This window comes from Cyanobacteria bacterium QS_8_64_29 (genome assembly GCA_003022125.1).
Classification (GTDB): Bacteria; Cyanobacteriota; Cyanobacteriia; order Cyanobacteriales; family Rubidibacteraceae; genus QS-8-64-29.
The window spans coordinates 72,710-92,095 of sequence record PXQH01000001.1 but is presented as its reverse complement, the minus strand read 5'-3'; the positions used below and the strand labels follow the sequence as shown (position 1 = coordinate 92,095).

General features: G+C 64.8%; 14 protein-coding genes. 4 read left to right on the top strand and 10 right to left on the bottom strand.

What is annotated here, in order from left to right:
- Window positions 1–10 precede the first annotated feature (10 nt).
- The 6 genes from fusA to BRC58_00430 form a co-directional block, all read right to left on the bottom strand.
- On the bottom strand, window positions 11–2,086 hold the full coding sequence (gene fusA, locus BRC58_00455) for an elongation factor G (GenBank protein PSP19610.1): 2,076 nt from the start codon (window positions 2,084–2,086) through the stop codon (window positions 11–13).
- 159 nt (window positions 2,087–2,245) lie between these two features.
- Window positions 2,246–2,716: a 30S ribosomal protein S7 gene (locus tag BRC58_00450; GenBank protein ID PSP19609.1), complete on the bottom strand. Its 471-nt coding sequence runs from the start codon at window positions 2,714–2,716 to the stop codon at window positions 2,246–2,248.
- A gap of 99 nt (window positions 2,717–2,815) precedes the next feature.
- Window positions 2,816–3,187 carry a 30S ribosomal protein S12 gene (locus tag BRC58_00445; GenBank protein PSP19608.1) on the bottom strand — a complete coding sequence of 124 codons (372 nt, stop codon included), beginning with the start codon at window positions 3,185–3,187 and terminating at the stop codon, window positions 2,816–2,818.
- 111 nt (window positions 3,188–3,298) lie between these two features.
- Window positions 3,299–3,655 (bottom strand): iron-sulfur cluster assembly accessory protein, encoded by a 357-nt coding sequence (locus tag BRC58_00440; GenBank protein ID PSP19607.1) that lies wholly within the window; start codon window positions 3,653–3,655, stop codon window positions 3,299–3,301.
- A 45-nt stretch (window positions 3,656–3,700) separates the two neighbouring features.
- Window positions 3,701–4,087 (bottom strand): mannose-6-phosphate isomerase, encoded by a 387-nt coding sequence (locus BRC58_00435; GenBank protein ID PSP19606.1) that lies wholly within the window; start codon window positions 4,085–4,087, stop codon window positions 3,701–3,703.
- 59 nt (window positions 4,088–4,146) lie between these two features.
- Window positions 4,147–5,889: a hypothetical protein gene (locus tag BRC58_00430; protein ID PSP19605.1), complete on the bottom strand. Its 1,743-nt coding sequence runs from the start codon at window positions 5,887–5,889 to the stop codon at window positions 4,147–4,149.
- A gap of 348 nt (window positions 5,890–6,237) precedes the next feature.
- On the opposite strand from BRC58_00430, the gene BRC58_00425 reads away from it, so the two are divergent.
- Entirely contained in the window at window positions 6,238–10,917 is a 4,680-nt protein-coding gene (locus tag BRC58_00425; GenBank protein ID PSP19604.1) for a glutamate synthase large subunit, read from the top strand.
- A 63-nt stretch (window positions 10,918–10,980) separates the two neighbouring features.
- Window positions 10,981–12,027 (top strand): biotin synthase BioB, encoded by a 1,047-nt coding sequence (locus BRC58_00420; protein ID PSP19603.1) that lies wholly within the window; start codon window positions 10,981–10,983, stop codon window positions 12,025–12,027.
- Here the strand turns inward: BRC58_00420 and BRC58_00415 are convergent.
- Both BRC58_00415 and BRC58_00410 read right to left on the bottom strand, forming a co-directional pair.
- On the bottom strand, window positions 12,024–13,592 hold the full coding sequence (locus BRC58_00415) for a cytidylate kinase (protein PSP19680.1): 1,569 nt from the start codon (window positions 13,590–13,592) through the stop codon (window positions 12,024–12,026). The two genes, BRC58_00420 and BRC58_00415, sit on opposite strands and share 4 nt — an antisense overlap.
- A gap of 131 nt (window positions 13,593–13,723) precedes the next feature.
- Window positions 13,724–14,206 (bottom strand): septal ring lytic transglycosylase RlpA family lipoprotein, encoded by a 483-nt coding sequence (locus BRC58_00410; protein ID PSP19602.1) that lies wholly within the window; start codon window positions 14,204–14,206, stop codon window positions 13,724–13,726.
- A 264-nt stretch (window positions 14,207–14,470) separates the two neighbouring features.
- On the opposite strand from BRC58_00410, the gene BRC58_00405 reads away from it, so the two are divergent.
- Window positions 14,471–15,499 (top strand): phosphoribosylformylglycinamidine cyclo-ligase, encoded by a 1,029-nt coding sequence (locus BRC58_00405; GenBank protein ID PSP19601.1) that lies wholly within the window; start codon window positions 14,471–14,473, stop codon window positions 15,497–15,499.
- 43 nt (window positions 15,500–15,542) lie between these two features.
- On the opposite strand, the gene rnc is transcribed toward BRC58_00405, so the two are convergent.
- Window positions 15,543–16,244, bottom strand: coding sequence for a ribonuclease III (rnc, locus tag BRC58_00400; GenBank protein ID PSP19600.1), 702 nt, complete (start codon window positions 16,242–16,244; stop codon window positions 15,543–15,545).
- A gap of 56 nt (window positions 16,245–16,300) precedes the next feature.
- Window positions 16,301–17,461 carry an N-methyl-L-tryptophan oxidase gene (locus BRC58_00395; GenBank protein PSP19599.1) on the bottom strand — a complete coding sequence of 387 codons (1,161 nt, stop codon included), beginning with the start codon at window positions 17,459–17,461 and terminating at the stop codon, window positions 16,301–16,303.
- A gap of 97 nt (window positions 17,462–17,558) precedes the next feature.
- Between BRC58_00395 and BRC58_00390 the strand changes: the two genes are divergently transcribed.
- Window positions 17,559–19,364 carry a nuclease gene (locus BRC58_00390; GenBank protein PSP19598.1) on the top strand — a complete coding sequence of 602 codons (1,806 nt, stop codon included), beginning with the start codon at window positions 17,559–17,561 and terminating at the stop codon, window positions 19,362–19,364.
- The last annotated feature ends 22 nt before the right edge of the window (window positions 19,365–19,386 follow it).

The window sequence follows — 19,386 nt, the reverse complement described above, 5'->3', positions numbered from 1 at the left end:
CTTTACCTCGCTAGTTGTTGCTTTGGTTTTGGGTAATAATGCCCTCAGCGACGTGCTGGGGCACTTGTTCGTACCGGCTGAACTCCATGGTGAACATGCCGCGCCCCTGGGTCTGCGAGCGGATATCCGTAGCATAGCCAAACATCTCTGCAAGCGGCACCAGTGCCGAGATTTTGGCTATGCCCGATTCAGTATCCATGCTCTCAACGTGACCGCGGCGTGCGTTGAGATCGCCGATGACATCGCCAAGAAACTCTTCAGGAACCTCAACTTGCACGTTCATGTTGGGCTCCAGCAAAACCGGCTCGGCTTTTTTGATGGCTTCGCGGATGCCCATCGAACCGGCAATCTTGAACGCCATCTCGGAGGAATCGACGTCGTGGTAGGAGCCATCCACCAGAATGACCTTGAGGTCGATCACCGGATAGCCGGCCACGACCCCCGACTCGCACGTTTCTTTGACCCCTTCTTCCACCGACGGGACGTACTCTTTGGGCACGACGCCCCCCACGATCTTGGAGACGAACTCCAAGCCGCTGCCGGGTTCTTGGGGCTCGATTTGCAAAATGACGTGGCCGTACTGCCCCCGGCCGCCGCTCTGGCGGATGAATTTGCCCTCGGCCTCGGCAGAGGTGCGGATGGTTTCTCGGTAAGCCACCTGGGGCTGGCCGACATCCGCTTCCACTTTGAACTCGCGCAGCATGCGATCAACCAGGACCTCCAGGTGCAACTCGCCCATCCCAGCCACAACGGTCTGGTTGGTTTCGGGATCCTGGTGCACGCGGAAGGTGGGATCCTCGTCCGATAGGGCCTGCAGCGCCTTAGACAGCTTGTCCATGTCCTGGTTGGATTTGGGTTCCAACGCCACCGAAATGACGGGCTCGGGCACGTAGATGGACTCGAGGATGATGGGGTGCTGGGAATCGCAGAGCGTATCGCCTGTGGTGGTCTCTTTGAGCCCAACGATCGCGCCCAACTCGCCTGCTCGAAGCTCGTCCACCTCGATGCGCTCGTTGGATTTCATCACGATCAGGCGCGAGATGCGCTCTTTTTTCTCTTTGGTGGCGTTGTAAACGTAGGTGCCTTTTTGCAGAACCCCCGAATAGACGCGGATAAAGGTCAAGCGCCCGTAGGGATCGGCAGCCACCTTGAACGCCAGCGCCGATAGGGGCTCGCTGTCATCAGCGGGCCGCGTCCCCTGGCTGCCATCCGGCAGGTACCCCTCAATGGCCGGAACCTGGGTGGGCGCTGGCAGATAGTCGACGACGGCATTGAGCAGCAACTGCACGCCTTTGTTTTTAAAGGCCGAGCCGCAGAACATGGGCACCATCTCGTTGTTGATGGTGGCTTGGCGGATGGCGCTGCGGATCTCATCCTCATCGAGGGACTCATCCGCCAAATACTTCTCCAACAGGGTCTCGTCCGTCTCGGCAACGGCCTCCAGCAGAATGCCGCGGTACTTATCGGCCGTCTCGCGGATGTCGTCGGGAATGTCGGTTTTCTCGATTTCGGTGCCCAGCTCGTTGTGGTAAATATAAGCCTGCATCTCGACCAGATCGACCAGGCCGCGGAATTCGTCCTCCTGGCCGATGGGAATCTGAACCGGAACGGCATTGGTCCGCAGGCGCTCCCGCATTTGCTGGTAAACTTTATAGAAATCCGCACCAGCGCGGTCCATTTTGTTGACGAACGCAATGCTGGGGACTTGGTAGCGCTCGGCTTGCCGCCAAACGGTCTCGGTTTGCGGTTGAACGCCGCCCACCGAGCACAGGACCGTAATCACGCCATCCAGCACTCGCATGGAGCGCTCGACTTCAATGGTGAAGTCGACGTGCCCCGGCGTATCGAGAATGTTGATTTTGTGATCCAGCCAGCTCGTGCTAATGGCGGCTGCCGTAATGGTGATGCCGCGCTCTTTTTCTTGGGACATCCAGTCCATGACAGCGTTGCCGTCGTGGACTTCGCCCAGCCGGTGGGCGATTCCCGAGTAAAATAGAATCCGTTCGGTTGCGGTCGTTTTGCCCGCATCAATGTGGGCGGCAATCCCAATGTTGCGGACTCGCTCTAGCGGGGTCGTGCTTGCCATAGCTACCTCCTTGACTGGCAAAGCGTCATGCGGGGCTTTGCCACCTCAGCGCTGTCTCCAATTCTAGATTTTCGTTCCTCGGCCGCAGCAGTGGAGGTAGGCCGGACGCCGGTCTCTGCGTTCGTCCGCTGCCCCGCGATCCTGCCGGGCGATCAGCGGTCAGTAGCGATAGTGCGCGAAGGCCTTGTTGGCCTCGGCCATTTTGTGGGTTTCTTCGCGCTTGCGGATCGCGTTGCCCGTCTCGTTGGCCGCGTCCATAATTTCGTTGGCAAACCGTACCGACATAGTTTTGCCCGGGCGCGTGCGCGAGAAACGGGCCAGCCAGCGCAGCGCTAAGGCAGTGCCGCGCTCGGAACGGACCTCCATGGGGACCTGGTAAGTTGCCCCGCCCACGCGGCGGGCTTTGACTTCCACAAGCGGCGTGACATTACTGACGGCCGTCTCAAAAGTCTCGAGCGGATCCGCCCCCGTTCGCTCGCCCACAATGGAGAAGGCATCGTAGAGAATTTTGGCGGCTTTGGCCTTTTTGCCATCGACCATGAGCCGCCGCACCATCATGCCGACCAGGCGGCTGTTGTAGACCGGATCGGGCGGAACGGTGCGCTTTTGATAGGTGGAACGTCTGGACATGGTGCAATTCGGGCTTCGGTGGAGCGGAGCGGGTAGGCTGAGAAACTGCTAGGGCCTCCCCTAGCAAGCAAGGTACAAGCAGCGAGCTGGCCCGCCAGCTTATTTGGGGCGCTTGGTCCCGTACTTAGAACGCCCTTTGCGGCGTTCTTTAACCCCGGCGGTATCCAAGGCACCGCGGACGACTTGGTAGCGCACGCCCGGCAAGTCTTTGACGCGGCCGCCTCGGACCAAAACGACCGAGTGCTCTTGCAAGTTGTGACCGATGCCTGGGATGTAGGCAGTCACCTCGTAGCCGGAGGTGAGCCGGACGCGGGCCACCTTACGTAAAGCCGAATTGGGTTTTTTGGGCGTGGTGGTATAGACGCGCGTGCAAACGCCGCGGCGCTGCGGACAGCGCCGCATTGCCGGCGATTTGGATCCTTCGTAGCTCCGCGAGCGTCCTTTACGAACGAGCTGCTGGATGGTGGGCATGGAATGAGGGCAGTGCCAATGGTTTAGCAAACAAGCGGCTCACCACTATAACCCATACATCGCCCAACAGCAAGCGCGCTCTTGCCCGAGCGGCGCCGCCCGCGATCGGCCCTAGCTGGCAGCCTCGGATGGGCCTAGGGCAAACGAATGGCCGCATCCGCAGGTCTCGCTGGCAGCGGAGTTGTCGAAATGAAAGCTGCCTCCCATGAGGTCTTCCGAGTAATCGATGCGGAGGCCGTCGAGGTAGCGCTCGCTGGCGGCTTCAATCGCGATCGCGATGCCGTTGCTCTGGCAGCAGCGATCACTGGGCTGGCACTCGGGCACCAGCGCTAGCGAGTAGACCCAGCCCGCGCACCCACCGGCTTCAACGCTCAGGCGCAACCAGCAATCGGTTTGCTCGCGGCTCGCTTGCAGGCGGGCGATCTCATCGCGGGCGGCTGGGGTTAGCTGGATCGGGGCAGCTGGCATGACACCGAAGCGGGGGTTGCGAGCAACAGCGCGGTGAGCCCCAACTCAATCGCGCGCGTAGTCATCCTGATAGCGCACGATGTCATCTTCGCCCACGTACTCGCCATTTTGAACCTCGATCAAAACGAGCTTGATGGCACCGGGATTCTCCAGCCGATGGTGGGTCCCCTGCGGAACGTAGGTCGATTCGTTGTTGCCTAGGATGAGCTCGCGATCGCCGCAGACCACCTTGGCCGTTCCCGAAACGACGATCCAATGCTCGCTGCGGTGGTAGTGCATCTGCAGGCTGAGGCGATGCCCGGGCTCGACCTCGATGCGCTTGATTTTGTAGCGGGGGCCTTGCTCCAACAGGCTGAAGCTGCCCCAAGGGCGGTGCTCGACTGGGACTGCACCGGCCGTTGCCGTCGCAACCTGGCTGGACTCGGCTACCATGCTCCGTTCTCCTGGGCAACTCGCACGGGACTCAGCGTTACTCTAGCAAACCCGAATCGCTAGCGCGCGCGATCGCGCTGCAGGAAGATGCCCAGCCCATTGTGAACCCGGCCGGCAACGGCAGGCGGCGGGTCGAGCAGCTGGCCGCCCAGGTACAGCGCGCTCGAGTTGCCCCCGTCGAGGTTGAGCGCGCTCTGGGCTCCCAGGCGCTGCATCAGTTGTGCTGTCTGGGCGAGGGTGGGGCCGCCATCGCTTTTCTGCCCGTAAAAGGTGGCCACAATCAAGCTGCCGCTATTGCCAATGCCAATAGCGCTGCGCGGGGCTGCCTGATTGCGGAATGGCTGGCTAAAGTTCTCGGCTCGGGCATCCAGGACCGTGCGGCCGTCTTGCAGCAGCAGCGGTCCCGCCCCCAGCACGTGGGGATAGTCAGCAAAGGCTGCCGGCGAGGTTTGGGCGCGCAGGCTGACTGCCTTACCGCGGGTCAGGGCTGAGGCTGCCCCCTCACTGTCACTGCCGCGAACGGCCAGCACGTAACCGTTTGCGGGGATGTCAAAGGCCCGCTCGCCCGCGCGCAACGACGAGGCGCGGCGCACGATGCGACCGTCGCGCACGACCGCCACCGTTTCGCCATCGGTCATGGGCGTATAGGTCTGGCCCCAGGCCGGGGTATAGCGGGCGATGCCGGATTGGGTGTAGCCCGTATTGAGCAGCGGCACCGGCCAGCTGGGGCCCCCTTCCAGGGTGAGGGTTTCGCGGCGGCGCAGCCGCGCGATGGTGCCTTGACCGCGCTCGTTCCAGGCGAACGCGCCCCGATCGAGGATGGGACCGGAGAGCCAGCGCCCGTCGCGGCGGATCGCGCCCAGCGGCAGCTGGCTGTTGCGATTGAAAAAACCCCCATTGATGGCAGCAGTGGCCCCCTGCTGCCGAGCCATTTGGGCCAGCGGCGCAATGCCTTGCATGCCAGCATCCTCTGCCTGGATGGGACGCAGCGAGACGCGCGCCGGATCTAGGCTCAACCACACAGCCGGAAAGCGAGTATCGCCGGCCGTGATCGTGTCTTGGTGCCAGCTCACCCCCGGTGCCCAGCGAATCTCGCGCTGCTGCAGCGATCGCGGCCGGAAATCGATCGCGATCCGGGCCGGATCGCGCAGGGTTTGGACCTGCGGAACCAAGCCCGCCGGGATGTCAAACTGCAGCTGCGCGGCGTCTTGGCCTGCCGCCTTGACGGCCGTCACCTCTGAGTCGCGTGCTTGCAATTGCGCAGCGGCAGTGGCCGCAACGGTCACTGTCGCCGTACCGTCGCGGACGCGCCAATGCCAAAACGTGGGCCGGCTCAAATCGAGGACGATGCGCTCGCCCCAGGGGTGCTGGCCGCGACGGATGCCCTCCAGGCGAGCTTTAGGGGGCTCGATGCGAAGGGTTTGGCCTTGCACTCGGGTGCTCGCGCCGGTACGCTCGAACAAGCGATTGAGCGCCAGATAGCGTTGGGTCTCTTGGCGCCGCGCTTTTAGGGTCAGCGACGCCTCAAACCAACGCACGGCTTGGCGTTGCGGATCGTCGGTGCCAGCCAGCTCGATGCCCAGCTGACGGGCAGCCGTATCGCCAATGCCAATGCGCGCGTTACCGCCTTGCTGCCATTGGGCCCAGGGGACCGAGAGGGTACGGCTGCCGATGGCGATGCGATCGCCTTGCTGGCGAGCGGACTGGGCGGCTGCAGGACTGGCCGTACCCAGGATGGCAACGACGGCCCCTAGGGCTAGCTGAGGCCACTGAAACCGCGTTTTGAGCGTGATCGCTACCATTGCTCTAGATTTGGACTGGCGGCGCGTGCGAGCCCGGCTGCAACCGTGGCTATACCATGCAGGAGGTCAACTGAAGCAGCATACCGCTCCCGCGTTAAGATAAGGGGTTACTAAGGATCGCCTAACGGTCCAATCCACTCCAGGGTGCAGGCTCAACCCCTTAGTTGCTATCCCCCATGGGCTGCCACCGTCAAGCCGGATGCGCAGCAACTCTCGGGTGCCCGCAGCGTAGTGGCGGATTGACTGGAACCACGGCGGGACAGGTGCCTGCAGACATCCGTCAGTTCTGCCAACCGCAAGCGCGGTGGACAGCAACGGCCCGTCCGCTAACGATTGCAATCAACGCATATGGACCATTCAAACCCCATCCCGGCAACGCCGAACCACCCGGCTGAACCGCGCGCCATTGCAGGCGAACGAGACGCGTGCGGTGTGGGCTTTATAGCCTCGCAGACGGGCGAATCCAGCCACCAATTGGTGCGGCAGGCGCTATCGGCCCTGGGCTGTTTGGAGCACCGGGGTGCCTGCAGCGCCGACCGGGATACCGGGGATGGCGCGGGCCTGATGAGTGCCATCCCGTGGCCTTTGTTCCGCAACTGGTTGCAACAGCAGCAGTGTGAGGTTCCCAACCCCGAACGCTTTGCGGTTGGCATGGTGTTTCTGCCCCAGCAAGGGGCACAAGCCAGCCAGGCGCGCGCCTGCATCGAGCAAGCGTTGCAAGCTCGGGCGTTCCGAGTGTTGGGATGGCGCGAGGTCCCCATCGATCACAGCGTATTGGGCCCTGAAGCCCAAGCCAACCAGCCGCGCATCGAACAAGTACTGGTGGCCGCCCCTGAGGGCTTGCAAGGCGATGCCTTAGAGCGCGCGCTCTATCCGGCGCGAGCGGCTGCGGACAAGCAACTCGCCGCCATCTCAGCCAGCTGCCACGTTTGCTCGCTCTCGAGCTGTACCCTGGTCTATAAGGGGATGCTGCGCTCGGCCGTTTTAGGGGAGTTTTTCCAGGACCTGCAAGATCCCCACTTTGAGAGTCCTTTTGCGGTTTACCACCGCCGCTTTAGCACCAACACTATGCCGCGATGGCCCCTGGCGCAACCCATGCGCTTGCTGGGGCACAACGGCGAGATCAACACGCTCCAGGGCAACATTAACTGGATGGCCGCGCGCGAGGCCGAGCTGGCCTCGCCGCACTGGAGCAGCGCCGATCTCGAAGCCCTGACGCCGCTGGTGGACAACGAGCGCAGCGACTCGGCCAATCTGGACAGCGTCATGGAGCTGTTGGTGCGCGCCGGGCACACCCCTGCTGAGGCTGTGGCCATCCTGGTGCCCGAGGCCTATCAAAACCAGCCCGAGTTGGCCTCCTACCCCGAAATTGTCGATTTCTACGAGTACTACAGCGGCATCCAAGAGCCCTGGGATGGCCCGGCCATGCTGACGTTTAGCGATGGCAAGACCGTTGGGGCAGCCCTGGATCGCAACGGGCTGCGCCCCGCGCGCTACTGCATCACGCGCGAGGGCTACGCCATTGTCAGCTCGGAAGCCGGCGTTGTTGAGATCCCCGAGGGCGACATCGTCGAGAAAGGGCGCCTCGGCCCCGGCCAGACCATTGCCGTCGACCTCGAGCGCGGCGAGATCCTCAAAAACTGGGAGATCAAGCAGCGCATTGCCCGGCAAAACCTCTATGGCGAGTGGGTTCGCGCTCACCGAGCCGAGGCCGCCAAGCAACCCTTTAACGAAGCGCCCAGCTGGGACGAAGCAGCCCTGCGACAGCAACAAGCAGCGTTCGGTTACACGGCCGAGGACCTGGAGGTCGTCATCCAGCCCATGGCCACTCAGGGCAAAGAGCCCACATTTTGCATGGGCGATGACATTCCGCTGGCTGTCCTGTCGCAGCAACCGCACCTACTGTACGACTACTTCAAGCAGCGCTTTGCCCAGGTCACCAACCCGGCCATCGATCCGCTGCGTGAGAGCCTGGTGATGTCGCTGAGCATGCGGTTGGGCGCGCGCGGCAACTGGCTCCATCCCCAGCCTGAGGATGCGCGGTTGCTCAAGCTGGAGAGCCCGGTCCTCAACGAAGCCGAGCTGGCTGCCGTTCGCGAGCATACTGACTTTAGCGCGCAGACGCTATCTACGCTCTACCCCGCAGCCGAGGGGCCATCGGGATTGGAGCCGACCGTTCGCGCGCTGTGTGATCGCGCCGAAGCGGCCGTGCGGGCTGGTACCGAGATTTTGGTGCTCAGCGATCGCGCCCCGCATCCGGTCGATGCGGACCATGCCTACATCCCGCCGCTGGTTGCGGTCGGGGCAGTGCACCACCACCTCATCCGGCAGGGGCTGCGCATGCGGGCCTCGCTAATTGTCGATACGGCCCAGTGCTGGAGCACCCACCACTACGCCTGCGCCATCGGCTATGGGGCCTCGGCGGTCTGCCCGTATTTGGCCCTGGAGAGCGTGCGGCAGTGGCGCAGCGATCCCAAAACGCAAAAGCTGATGGACAAGGGCAAGCTCGAGCCCATAAGCTGCGCCCAAGCTCAACAGCACTATCGCAAGGCGGTGGAGACGGGACTGCTCAAGATCCTCTCCAAGATGGGGATTTCGCTGCTGTCGTCCTATCACGGCGCCCAGATCTTCGAGGCCGTCGGCATCGGCCCTGAGCTCTGCGAGCTGGCCTTTGCCGGGACCACCTCGCGCGTGGGCGGGCTCACCGTTAGCGAGCTGGCGCAAGAAACGCTGGCGTTCCACCAGCGCGGCTTCCCCGAGCCGCAAGGCAAAAAGCTCGAGAACGCCGGCTTTGTCAACGCGCGCCCGGGCGGCGAGTACCACATGAACAGCCCGGAGATGGCCAAAGCGCTGCACAAGGCCGTGCGCGCCTATGACAACCTCGACTCGGGCGGCAACGGCCACTCGGGCAACGGGCAGGACGCCTTCGACCACTACGAGCTCTACAAGCAGCACTTGCAGCAGCGCCCGGCAACGGCCCTGCGCGATTTGCTGGATTTTGCCAGCGATCGCGAGGCCATTCCCATCGAGGAAGTCGAGCCGGTGGAGGCCATCGTCGAGCGCTTCTGTACGGGGGCCATGTCGCTGGGCGCGCTCTCGCGCGAAGCCCACGAGAGCCTGGCCATTGCCATGAACCGCATCGGCGGCAAGTCCAACTCCGGTGAAGGGGGCGAGGATCCGCTGCGCTTTGAGGTCCTTAACGATGTTGATGGCAGCGGGCACTCGCCCACGCTGCCGCACTTGAGCGGCCTCAAAAACGGCGACACGGCCAGCTCGGCGATCAAGCAAGTGGCCTCGGGGCGCTTTGGGGTAACCCCTGAGTACCTGATGAGCGCCCGACAGGTGGAGATCAAGATCGCCCAGGGGTCCAAGCCCGGCGAGGGCGGTCAGCTCCCGGGCAAAAAAGTCAGCCCCTACATTGCCATGCTGCGGCGCTCCAAACCCGGCGTGCCGCTGATTTCACCCCCGCCGCACCACGACATTTACTCCATTGAGGACCTGGCGCAGCTCATTTTCGACCTGCACCAGATCAACCCGCAGGCTGGGGTTTCGGTCAAGCTGGTGGCCGAGATCGGCATTGGCACCATTGCGGCTGGCGTGGCCAAAGCCAACGCCGACATCATTCAGGTCTCAGGCCAAGACGGCGGCACGGGGGCCTCGCCGCTGAGCTCCATCAAGCACGCCGGCCTCCCCTGGGAGCTGGGCGTGACCGAGGTGCACCGCACGCTGATGGCAAACGGCCTGCGCGATCGCGTCGTGCTGCGCACCGACGGCGGTCTCAAAACCGGCTGGGACGTGCTCATGGCGGCCCTGCTGGGGGCCGAGGAGTACGGCTTTGGCTCGGTCTCCATGATTGCCGAGGGCTGCATCATGGCCCGGATCTGCCACACCAACAATTGCCCGGTGGGCGTTGCCACCCAACAGGAGCGGTTGCGGCAGCGCTTTAGCGGCACCCCCGGCCACGTGGTCAACTTTTTCTACTTTGTGGCCCAAGAGGTGCGCTCGCTGCTGGCGCGCTTGGGCTACCGCCGGCTCTCGGAGGTCATTGGCCGCTCGGACCTGCTGCAGCCGCGCAGCGACCTGCAGCTGGCCAAAACCCAGCGCGTGCTGGATGGCCTGGACTGCCTGCTGGATCTGCCCGATGCGCGCGCCGATCGCAGCTGGTTGGCCCACAGCGGCGTCCACGGCAACGGGCCCGTGCTGGACGATCGCTTGCTGCGCGACCCCGACATTGCCGGTGCCATTCGCGATCGCGGCCGCGTGCGCCAGGCCTGGTCCATTGCCAATACCGATCGGGCCGTGGGGGCGCGGCTGGCCGGTGCCATCGCCCGCCAGCACGGCGACACGGGCTTTGACGGGCAGATCGCGCTCGACTTTAGCGGCACGGCCGGCCAGAGCTTTGGGGCCTTTACCGTGCCGGGCATGGCACTCACCCTCACCGGCGAAGCCAACGACTACGTGGGCAAAGGCATGCACGGCGGCGAGATTGCCATCCAACCTGCCGCCGAAGCCCGCTACGATCCGGCCGAGAACGCCATCATCGGCAACACGTGCCTGTACGGGGCTACTGGCGGCGTCCTGTACGCCAACGGGCGAGCGGGCGAGCGCTTTGGCGTTCGCAACTCCTTCGCCCGGGCCGTGGTGCTGGGGGCCGGCGATCACTGCTGCGAGTACATGACCGGCGGCGCGATCGTGGTGCTCGGACCGGTGGGGCGCAACGTGGGCGCCGGCATGACTGGCGGCTTGGGCTACTTTTTGGACGAAGACGGGCGCTTCCCCGAGCGCGTCAACGGCGAGATCGTCAAGCTGCAGCGCGTGGTGACCCAGGTCGCCGAGCGGCAGCTCTGGGAGCTGATTGCCACCCACGCGCAAAAAACCGGCAGCCGCAAAGCCCAGCGAATTCTGGATGACTGGCAGCGCTACCTGCCCCAGTTCTGGCAGATTGTGCCGCCAGCCGAGGAAAACACCCAGGAAGCCAACCCGCAAGCTTCCGAAGCTGAGGAAAAAGTCCTGGCCTCAGCGCAGTAACCACTGGCGCGCTCGGACCGTTGCTGCGCGCGCCACTGCCAAGCCCATCGAGCCTGGAGAACCATGGATTGGAACGCGCTTGCCGAGCGCACCCTAGCCGGCCAAACGCCCAGCCGCGAGGAAGCGCTTGCAGTGCTGCAAGCGCCGGATGAAGCGCTGCTGGAGCAGCTGGCGGCTGCCTACCGCGTGCGCCGCCACTACTGGGGCAACCGGATCCGCCTGCACTTTTTGCTCAACGCTCAGAGCGGGCTCTGCCAGGAAGACTGCCACTACTGCGCGCAATCGAAAATCTCGGCGGCTCAAATCGAGCAGTACCCGCTGCTGGCCCAGGAGCAGATCTTGCAGGCTGCCGAGCAGGCGCATCGCTTGCAGTCCGGCACGTTTTGCCTGGTCATGTCCGGGCGCGGCCCCACCGAAGCCACGCTGCCGCGCGTGCTGGAGGCCGTCCGCGAGATCAAATCGCGCTATCCGCTCAAAGTGTGCGCCTGCCTGGGGCTGCTGGCCGCCGACCAGGCCCAGCGCTTGGCCGAAGCGGGGGTCGATCGCGTCAACCACAACCTCAACACCTCCGAGGCGCACCATTCCAACATCTGCACCACCCACACCTTTGCCGATCGCGTGGCTACGCTGCGCAACGTCCAAAGTGCCGGCATGACCACCTGCTGCGGCGGCATCCTGGGCATGGGCGAATCGGATGGCGATGTGGTAGATCTGGCCCGCTCGCTGCGCGAGTTGGATGTCACCAGCGTGCCCATCAACTTTTTGATCCCCATCGACGGGACGCCGCTGGGCGGCCACCACCAATTGGACCCGCGCTATTGCCTGCGCGCGCTCTGCCTCTATCGCTTTTTGCTCCCCGACAAAGAGATCCGCATCGCCGGCGGCCGCGAGTACCACCTGCGATCGCTGCAGCCCCTGGGGCTGTATCCGGCCAACTCGATATTCATTGCCGATTATTTGACCACCCCCGGGCAGGCCGCCGAGCAGGACCTGCAAACCATCCGCGATGCGGGCTTTAGTTTGGAGGCAGCTGACGGCTCGGCGCTGGATGCCGCCACCCTCGAGCGTGCCGCGGCCGATGCCAGGCAAGCCTCGCCGGCAAGCGGCTAAACGGTGGCTTTGCCCACGCGCTCGCAGTAGAGCTGGGCAATGCGATCGGCGGCGGCCTCGGCGCTCAGGCTGTCCGTGGCAATCTCGATGGCGTCCGCAGCCTGCTGCAGCGGTGCGACCTGGCGGTTGCGATCGTAGGCGTCGCGCTGCTGAATGTTGCCTTCGAGCTGGGCCTGGGTAACCGTATCGGCGCTCCCTTGCGCCTTGAGGTCCTGCAGCCGCCGGCGTGCGCGCTCGCTCACCGAGGCGGTCAAATAGATTTTGAGCTCGGCATCCGGAAAAACGTAGGTCCCCATGTCGCGCCCCTCGGCCACAAACCCGCCTTTCTCGCCCCACTGCCGCTGTTGCTTGACCAGCTCGTGGCGGGCGGCCGGATGGGCGGCAACGGCCGAGACGCGTGCCGTGACCTCTGGGCTTCGGATGGCCTCGGTGACATCTTGCCCATCCACCCACACCCGAACCGGAGAGGCTGCCTCACCAGCCGCAATCAGCTGAATTTGCGCCTGGCTGGCCAGCTCGGCAATGGCAGGTTCATCGTCGATGGCCGCGTTCGAGCGCCCAACCAGCCAGGTCAGCGCCCGATACATGGCCCCCGTATCCAAATAGGCCAAGCCCAACCGCTCCGCCACGCGCCACGTCACCGTGGACTTGCCAGCACCGGCCGGGCCGTCAATGGCAACAATGGGCTGGCGCTGCCACAGCACGACGTTGTCAATCAGCCGCGTGCCGCCGATTCGCGCTGCAACGCCCAACAACCCGCGCGTTTCGACGCGCTCGAGCGGCACCAGGGTATCGGGATGGACCAGCTCGACGTACTCCAGCTCGAGTTCGGTTACTCCGGCAAGCGCCTGCCGAACTTCGCGGACGAGTGCCGAGCGCGTCTCAGTCCCCTGCTCGAAACGCTGCCGGGCGCGCTGCAGGCTTTGAGCCAGCGCGCTCGCTTGCGCTTGCTGGCGCTCGCTCAAGTATTGATTGCGCGAACTCACGGCCAAGCCCGACGGCTCCCGGATGATGGGACAGGCCCGGATCTCGACCGGCAAGTTCAAATCAGCCACCAAGCGCCGCACGATCGCCAACTGCTGGGCATCTTTCTGGCCGAAGTAAGCCACGCTCGGCCGGACGATGTTGAGCAGTTTGGTCACCACGGTGGCCACGCCTTCAAAATGGCCCGCTCGCACCGGCCCGCACATGACTGCCAGCATCCCCGATGGGGGCACGATCTGGGTCAGTCCATCCGAGTGCGCCGCCGGCTCCGCTGCCACCTTCTCGCCATAGAGGTCGCGGGCTGTGGGGGCAAAGACCAGATCCACCCCCAGCTGCTGGCAAACTTCGCAGTCCTGGGCCAGCGAGCGCGGATAGCGCTCCCAATCCGAGCCGGGCTCAAACTGCAGCGGATTGACGAAAATACTGACGATGGCGCCTTCATTATCGGCAACCGCGCGCGAGATCAAGTGGCGATGGCCGGCGTGCAGCGCCCCCATGGTAGGCACCAACCCCAGCTTTTTGCCCTGCCAGTGACAGGCCAACTCAGCGCGCAGACCGGCCACCGTCTCGAATAGCCGCACGAGCCCTCCTGCAATCGCTTGCAGCACTTGGCTGCCCGCTAGCGCGGGATGCCCGATCCCAATTTAATGGCAGCAGCCGGCATGCTCTAGGCGCACGCCGGCTGCTTCTTAGCGCCGAGTCCGGTTGGCTGCTAGCGGCCCAGCACCTGCACGCGAACGGGCGCTGTCCCGCCCATGCCGATGGCGCGGGCAGCACCGCGCGAGAGATCGATGATGCGCTCGGCCACGTAGGGACCGCGATCGTTGATGCGCACCACGATCGATTCGCCGTTGCGCAGGTTGGTGACGCGCACCCGCGTCCCTAGCGGTAGCGACTTGTGCGCCGCGGTTTTCGCCCACTGATTGAAGACCTCACCGCTGGCGGTGCGCTGGCCGTGGAATTTGGGACCGTACCAGGAAGCGCGACCCCGCAGCGTTGTGGAAGCGACCTGGAAGCCGGGCTCTGTCGCTGCCGAATCGGCAACTGCCTGCGATGGCGCAGCGGCTGGCGGGCTGGCGCTCTCGCCGCTAGCCGCAGCCAGTGCCGGCGAGCGCTTGCTGTCCGCAGCCGCAACGCTGCCAAGGGCAGCCGTTAGTACGGCAATCGTCAGGCGTCGAGACACTTGGCGTTTCACGTTCCGTTCCTCCTAAAACGTGCTTCACGTTCGTTTCACGTTTGCCGCAGATGGGACGGTGGTGGAAAAAGTTCCTACCCAGGTTAGAGACGTACTCTATCCGTAGGCTTAGGCAATTCGACTTAAACAAGCCTAATGGCACTGGCAGAAGACCGTATCAGAGGCGACAAGTAATGCCATCCGGGATGGCTGATGCAATTGCTACATCCACCACGCAGGCGAGCTAGAATCGCGCCGCAGGCAACCATCCGGGAGCGAGCGGGCATGGATTACCGGGAAGCTGGGGTCGATCTCGAAGCCGGGCGCGCCTTCGTCGACCGCATCGGAGCCCTGCTGCGCCAGACCCATCGCCCGGAGGTGGCGGGTGGAGTGGGCCACTTCGGCGCGGGCTGCCATCTCCCCAGCGGCTACCGCGAGCCCATGCTGATCTCGGGCGCGGATGGCGTGGGCACCAAGCTCAAGCTGGCCCAAGCCCTGGACCGGCACGAGACGGTGGGGATCGATTTGGTGGCCATGTGCGCCAACGATGTCCTGACTGCCGGTGCCGAACCGCTGCTGTTTTTGGATTATTTGGCCACCAGCCAGCTGGATCGGGAGCGGCTGGCGCGCGTCGTCGAGGGGATCTCGCAGGGGTGCCAAGCTAGCGGTTGCGCTTTGCTCGGCGGCGAAACGGCCGAAATGCCCGATTTTTACCCAGCCGGCGCCTACGATCTGGCCGGGTTCTGCGTGGGCGTGGTGGAGCGATCGCGGCGGTTGGACGGCAGCCAGGTCCGTACGGGCGATGTTGCCATCGGGCTGGCCAGCCAGGGGCCGCACAGCAACGGCTACAGCCTGATCCGCCGGATCGTCGAGCGCGGGGGATGGTCTTGGCAGGATTGCCCCAGCCTGTTGGGCGGCGAGTGTCTGGGCGAAGCCCTACTGCGCCCCACCGCAATCTACGTTCGCCCCATCCTTGAAGCCCTGTGTTCTGACATGGAGATCCGCGGCATGGCCCACATCACCGGCGGCGGCCTGCCCGAGAACCTACCCCGCTGCCTCAACGCAGGCCAAGCGATCGCCCTCGAGCGCGACAGTTGGCCCGTTCCGCCGGTGTTTCGCTGGCTGGCCCAAGCCGGCGATGTCAGCGAGGTGGCCATGTTCGAGGCCTTCAACATGGGAATCGGCTTTGTTGTCCTTGTGCCGGCCGAAGGTGCGGAGGCGGCGTTGCAGTGGTTTCGCGCGCGCGATTTGGGGGCCTGGCCGATTGGCGAGGTCATTCCAGGGAACGGTTCCGTTGAGGGGCTTCCCGCTTGAGCGGCGCTCGGTGCCCGCAAAGTTGCGCTGCCGGCGGCTGGGGTCACTCGCTGGCGCTGCCGGCCCCGGCAACCGCCTCCAGCGCAGCGCGCGCAGCGGCCTTCTCGGCCGCTTTTTTGCTGGGGCCGCTCCCCGTGCCGTAGTGCTCGCCGGCGATGCGCACCTCGGCTGCAAACTGCTTGGCATGGTCCTGCCCGGCTTCGCTGACGATCGCGTAGTGCGGAAGCTCGCCCGCACGGGCCAGCGCCCACTCCTGCAACCGGCCCTTGGCGTTGATATCGGGACCGGCGCGGCTGGCAGCCCGCTCGGCTAGGGGTAAAAACAGCACCTGTAGGAACGCCTCAACCGCCTCAATGCCCGCATCGAGATAGTAAGCCCCCACGACCGCTTCAAACGTATCGCTCAGGATCTCGGGATTGTGGCGGCTGCCTTGCCGCTCGGCGCCTTTGCCCAGCCGCACCCAGTGATCGAGGCCCAATTGTACGGCCAGCTCGGCCAACTGGTGCTGGTTGTTAACCAGCGCCGCGCGCAGGTGGCTGAGCTCGCCCTCGCGCCTGTCGGGATAGCGCTCGTAGAGCAGCTTGCCCACCAAAAAGCCCAGCACGGCATCGCCCAAAAACTCCAAGCGCTCGTTGTCATCGCCCCAGTTGGGATGCTCGTGACCGTAGGAGCGGTGGGTGAGCGCTTGTTCCCAGAGCTCGGGGTGGCGGAAGGTGGGGAGCTGGCTCTCGCGCTCGGTCACCATGGCGCGCCGCTTAGGCCTCAAAACGCCTGCCCCAATCGTAGCGGCACACTCGGGGACTAGGGCGAGGTGGCGGACGCCCCAAAGCGGGTGGCCCGAAACGGACCAATATCGTGCTCGGTCTCGCTGCTGGTGACGAGCTCGGCCAGCACCTTGCCCACCAAGGTCGAGAACTTGAATCCGTGGCCGGAGAAGCCAGTGGCAAAGGCCACGTGCGGCGCCTGCGGCAGCGTATCGATGGCGAAATCGCAATCGGGGGTCATGGCGTACCGGCATCGCCGCGTCGAGCGGAGCGGGCCGTTGGCCTCCGGGACGTAGCGGCGAATGAAACGGCGCATGCGGGCTTCCCAGTGCGGATCGGGGCTGCGATCCGCGTCGCTGGGTGAGGCCACCGTGTCCCAGCCATAGAGCGTCGTTAGCTTAACGCCGCAGCCATCGTGGGCGGGGATGCCGTAGGGCTTTTGCCCCCACTCGCCATCGAGATGGCCCAGAAATACCGGGCAGCGAGCGCTATCAAACAGGGTGCGCGCCCGGGGCTGGAAAAACCCCAACTGCGCCGGCATCACGGCCAGCGGCAGCGTCACGCCCTGCCGGGCAAGCAGCGGCCGCGCCCAGCTCCCGGTCGCAATCGCCAACCGGCCGGCCGTATAGGTCTCGGTCCGGGTCTGCACTGCAACGCTGCCATTGCGTACGGCAATGTCGCTGACGGGCGTGCGCTCCAGCAGGGTTGCGCCCTGTGCCTGCGCCAGGCGCACGTGGGCGCGCACGCAGCGCGAGGCCGCCAGCCATCCGGTCGCTTGCTGGTACAGAACGCGCATGCCGTCGTCAAAGCGAAACTGCGGAAACTGCCGGCGCGCTTCCGTCGCCTCAAACGCCTCGTACGGGATGCCCGCTGCCGCCATGCTGCGCTCCAGGCGCTGGAAGGCTGGCTGCCGGGGATCGCCAAAGTCGATGCCGCCGGTGCGGGTATAGAGCGTCTCGCTGGCTTCGGCCTCCAGGGCCTGCCACAGCGGGTAAGCCGCTTTCATGAGTGCGATGTAGTGCGGCCGGTCGTAGGCATAGCGGATGATGCACGAGGGCCCGTAGGAACCGCCGTTGCGATGGTCGAGCTCGAACTGCTCCAGCAGCAAGACGCGCTGCTGGCGGCACGCGAGATAGTAGGCAGCGGCGCTGCCCATGGCCCCCGCGCCAATGACAATGGCGTCGTAGTGGCCTCCCAAGGTTGCCCGGCCTCTAGCGATCGGCTCCGCGGCAAGCTAGCAGATTCTGCCGTTGCAACCGTGGGCTAGCATCAGGCTGCTGCAATTGCCTCGCCCCATGCGCCATTTCCCCTATCGCTTTTGGACAACGCTGTTGCTGGCCGCAGTGCTCGGATTGGGCCTTCTAAGTGCCCCTGCTTGCGCCCAATCGGGCTCCACCCGCATCCCCGACATTCAGGGCGCAGGGCACCGGACGCCGCTCGATGGCGAGCGCGTGGCTGAGGTCCCCGGTATTGCCACTGCCACGACCGAGGAGGGCTTTTTCATGCAGGCCCCCACCCCCGATGGCAAGCCGGCCACCTCAGACGGCATTTTTGTCTATACCGCCGAGCCGCCAGCGGTCGAGGTGGCTGATGCCGTCAGCGTGATGGGGACGGCGCAGGAGTACTTGCGTAGCGATCGCGACCGGGATCTGACCGTGACCGAAATCGATGCGTCTGAGGATGCGGCCACCGTTATGGTCACCGCCAGCGGCAAGGCTTTGCCCGAGCCAACCGTGATCGGCCGTAGCGGCCGCAAGCCGCCCGCTCGCACCATCGATGACGACGGCCTGAGCGCCTTCGAGCCCCGCCAGGACGGGATCGATTTCTACGAAAGCCTGGAAGGCATGCGCGTGCGCGTTGACAGCGCCCTCGTCACGGGGCCAACGCGCGGCGATCGCGCAGTCGTGCTGGCCGATGGCGGCCGCGATGCCCAGCCTCAGACCTGGCAGGGAGGCGTTGCGGTTGACCCCAACGACTTCAACCCAGAGCGAATTGGGATCGACGGCGAATTAGTAGGAGGCATGCCGGCAGCAGCAGTCGGCGATCGCTTTGCCGGTCCCATCACGGGCGTTTTGGATTACAACCGGGGCCATTTTGAGTTGCTGGCCACCCAGCCGCTTCCGGATCTGGCACCTGCCGAGCTGGCGCGCGAGCGCAGCGATTTGAGTGGGGCAGCCGAGCGCTTGAGGGTTGCGACCTTCAACGTTGAGAATCTCGATCCCGGCGACGGCGATCACTTTGAGGCGCTGGCTGCCCAAATCGTCGAGGGGCTCAAGGCGCCCGAGGTTCTGGCGCTAGCGGAAGTGCAGGATAATAGCGGCCCAACCGACGACGGCACAGTCGCCGCCGATGCCACCTACCGCCAGCTCATTGAGGCCATCGGGACAGCTCAGGGGCCGCGCTACGCCTTTACCGACATTGCGCCCGCTGACGGTCGAGACGGCGGCCAACCGGGCGGCAACATCCGCGTGGGATTGCTCTACCGGCCGGATCGGATCGCGCTGGCCGAGCGCCCTAAAGGAGACGCAACGACAGCAACTGCGGTCAGGGCAGAGGGCGAGCGCGCTGCGCTCTCGCTCTGCCCCGGCCGCATTGAACCGGCCAGCCCGGCCTTTGAGGACAGCCGCAAGCCGCTTGCGGCCGAGTTCCGCTTCAACGGCGAGCGCCTGTTTGTCATTGGCAACCACTTTGTCTCTAAAGGCGGTGATGCCCCGCTCTTTGGGGCCGAGCAGCCCCCGCCGCAGCCATCGCGCCAGCAGCGCAACGCGCAGGCAAAGGCCGTCAACCGCTTCGCCAACGAGCTGCTGGCGATCAATCCCGATGCCAATATTGTGGTTTTGGGCGATTTGAACGATTTTGCCTTCTCGCCGCCACTGCAAACCCTCAAAGGCGACGCGCTGCGCAATCTGACTGAGACACTCCCGCGCCCGCAGCGCTACTCGTATATCTTCCAGGGCAACGCCCAGACCCTGGATCACATCTTGGTCAGCGATGCGCTGGCGCAAGCTGCGCAGGCCGACATCGTCCACCTCAACGCTGGCTTTCGGGGCGCTAGCAGCGACCACGACCCCGCGATCGCGCGCCTGTCATTCGAGCCCTAGTAATGTTCGAGGCAAGCAACTC

Coding starts and splice junctions, on each gene's coding strand:
- BRC58_00440 (PSP19607.1), bottom strand. CDS start 3,655: ATGCCAGCTGCCCCGATCCAGCTAACCCCAGCCGCCCGCGATGAGATC.
- BRC58_00435 (PSP19606.1), bottom strand. CDS start 4,087: ATGGTAGCCGAGTCCAGCCAGGTTGCGACGGCAACGGCCGGTGCAGTC.
- BRC58_00390 (PSP19598.1), top strand. CDS start 17,559: ATGCGCCATTTCCCCTATCGCTTTTGGACAACGCTGTTGCTGGCCGCA.
- BRC58_00430 (PSP19605.1), bottom strand. CDS start 5,889: ATGGTAGCGATCACGCTCAAAACGCGGTTTCAGTGGCCTCAGCTAGCC.
- BRC58_00445 (PSP19608.1), bottom strand. CDS start 3,187: ATGCCCACCATCCAGCAGCTCGTTCGTAAAGGACGCTCGCGGAGCTAC.
- fusA (PSP19610.1), bottom strand. CDS start 2,086: ATGGCAAGCACGACCCCGCTAGAGCGAGTCCGCAACATTGGGATTGCC.
- BRC58_00405 (PSP19601.1), top strand. CDS start 14,471: ATGGATTACCGGGAAGCTGGGGTCGATCTCGAAGCCGGGCGCGCCTTC.
- BRC58_00420 (PSP19603.1), top strand. CDS start 10,981: ATGGATTGGAACGCGCTTGCCGAGCGCACCCTAGCCGGCCAAACGCCC.
- BRC58_00425 (PSP19604.1), top strand. CDS start 6,238: ATGGACCATTCAAACCCCATCCCGGCAACGCCGAACCACCCGGCTGAA.
- BRC58_00450 (PSP19609.1), bottom strand. CDS start 2,716: ATGTCCAGACGTTCCACCTATCAAAAGCGCACCGTTCCGCCCGATCCG.
- rnc (PSP19600.1), bottom strand. CDS start 16,244: ATGGTGACCGAGCGCGAGAGCCAGCTCCCCACCTTCCGCCACCCCGAG.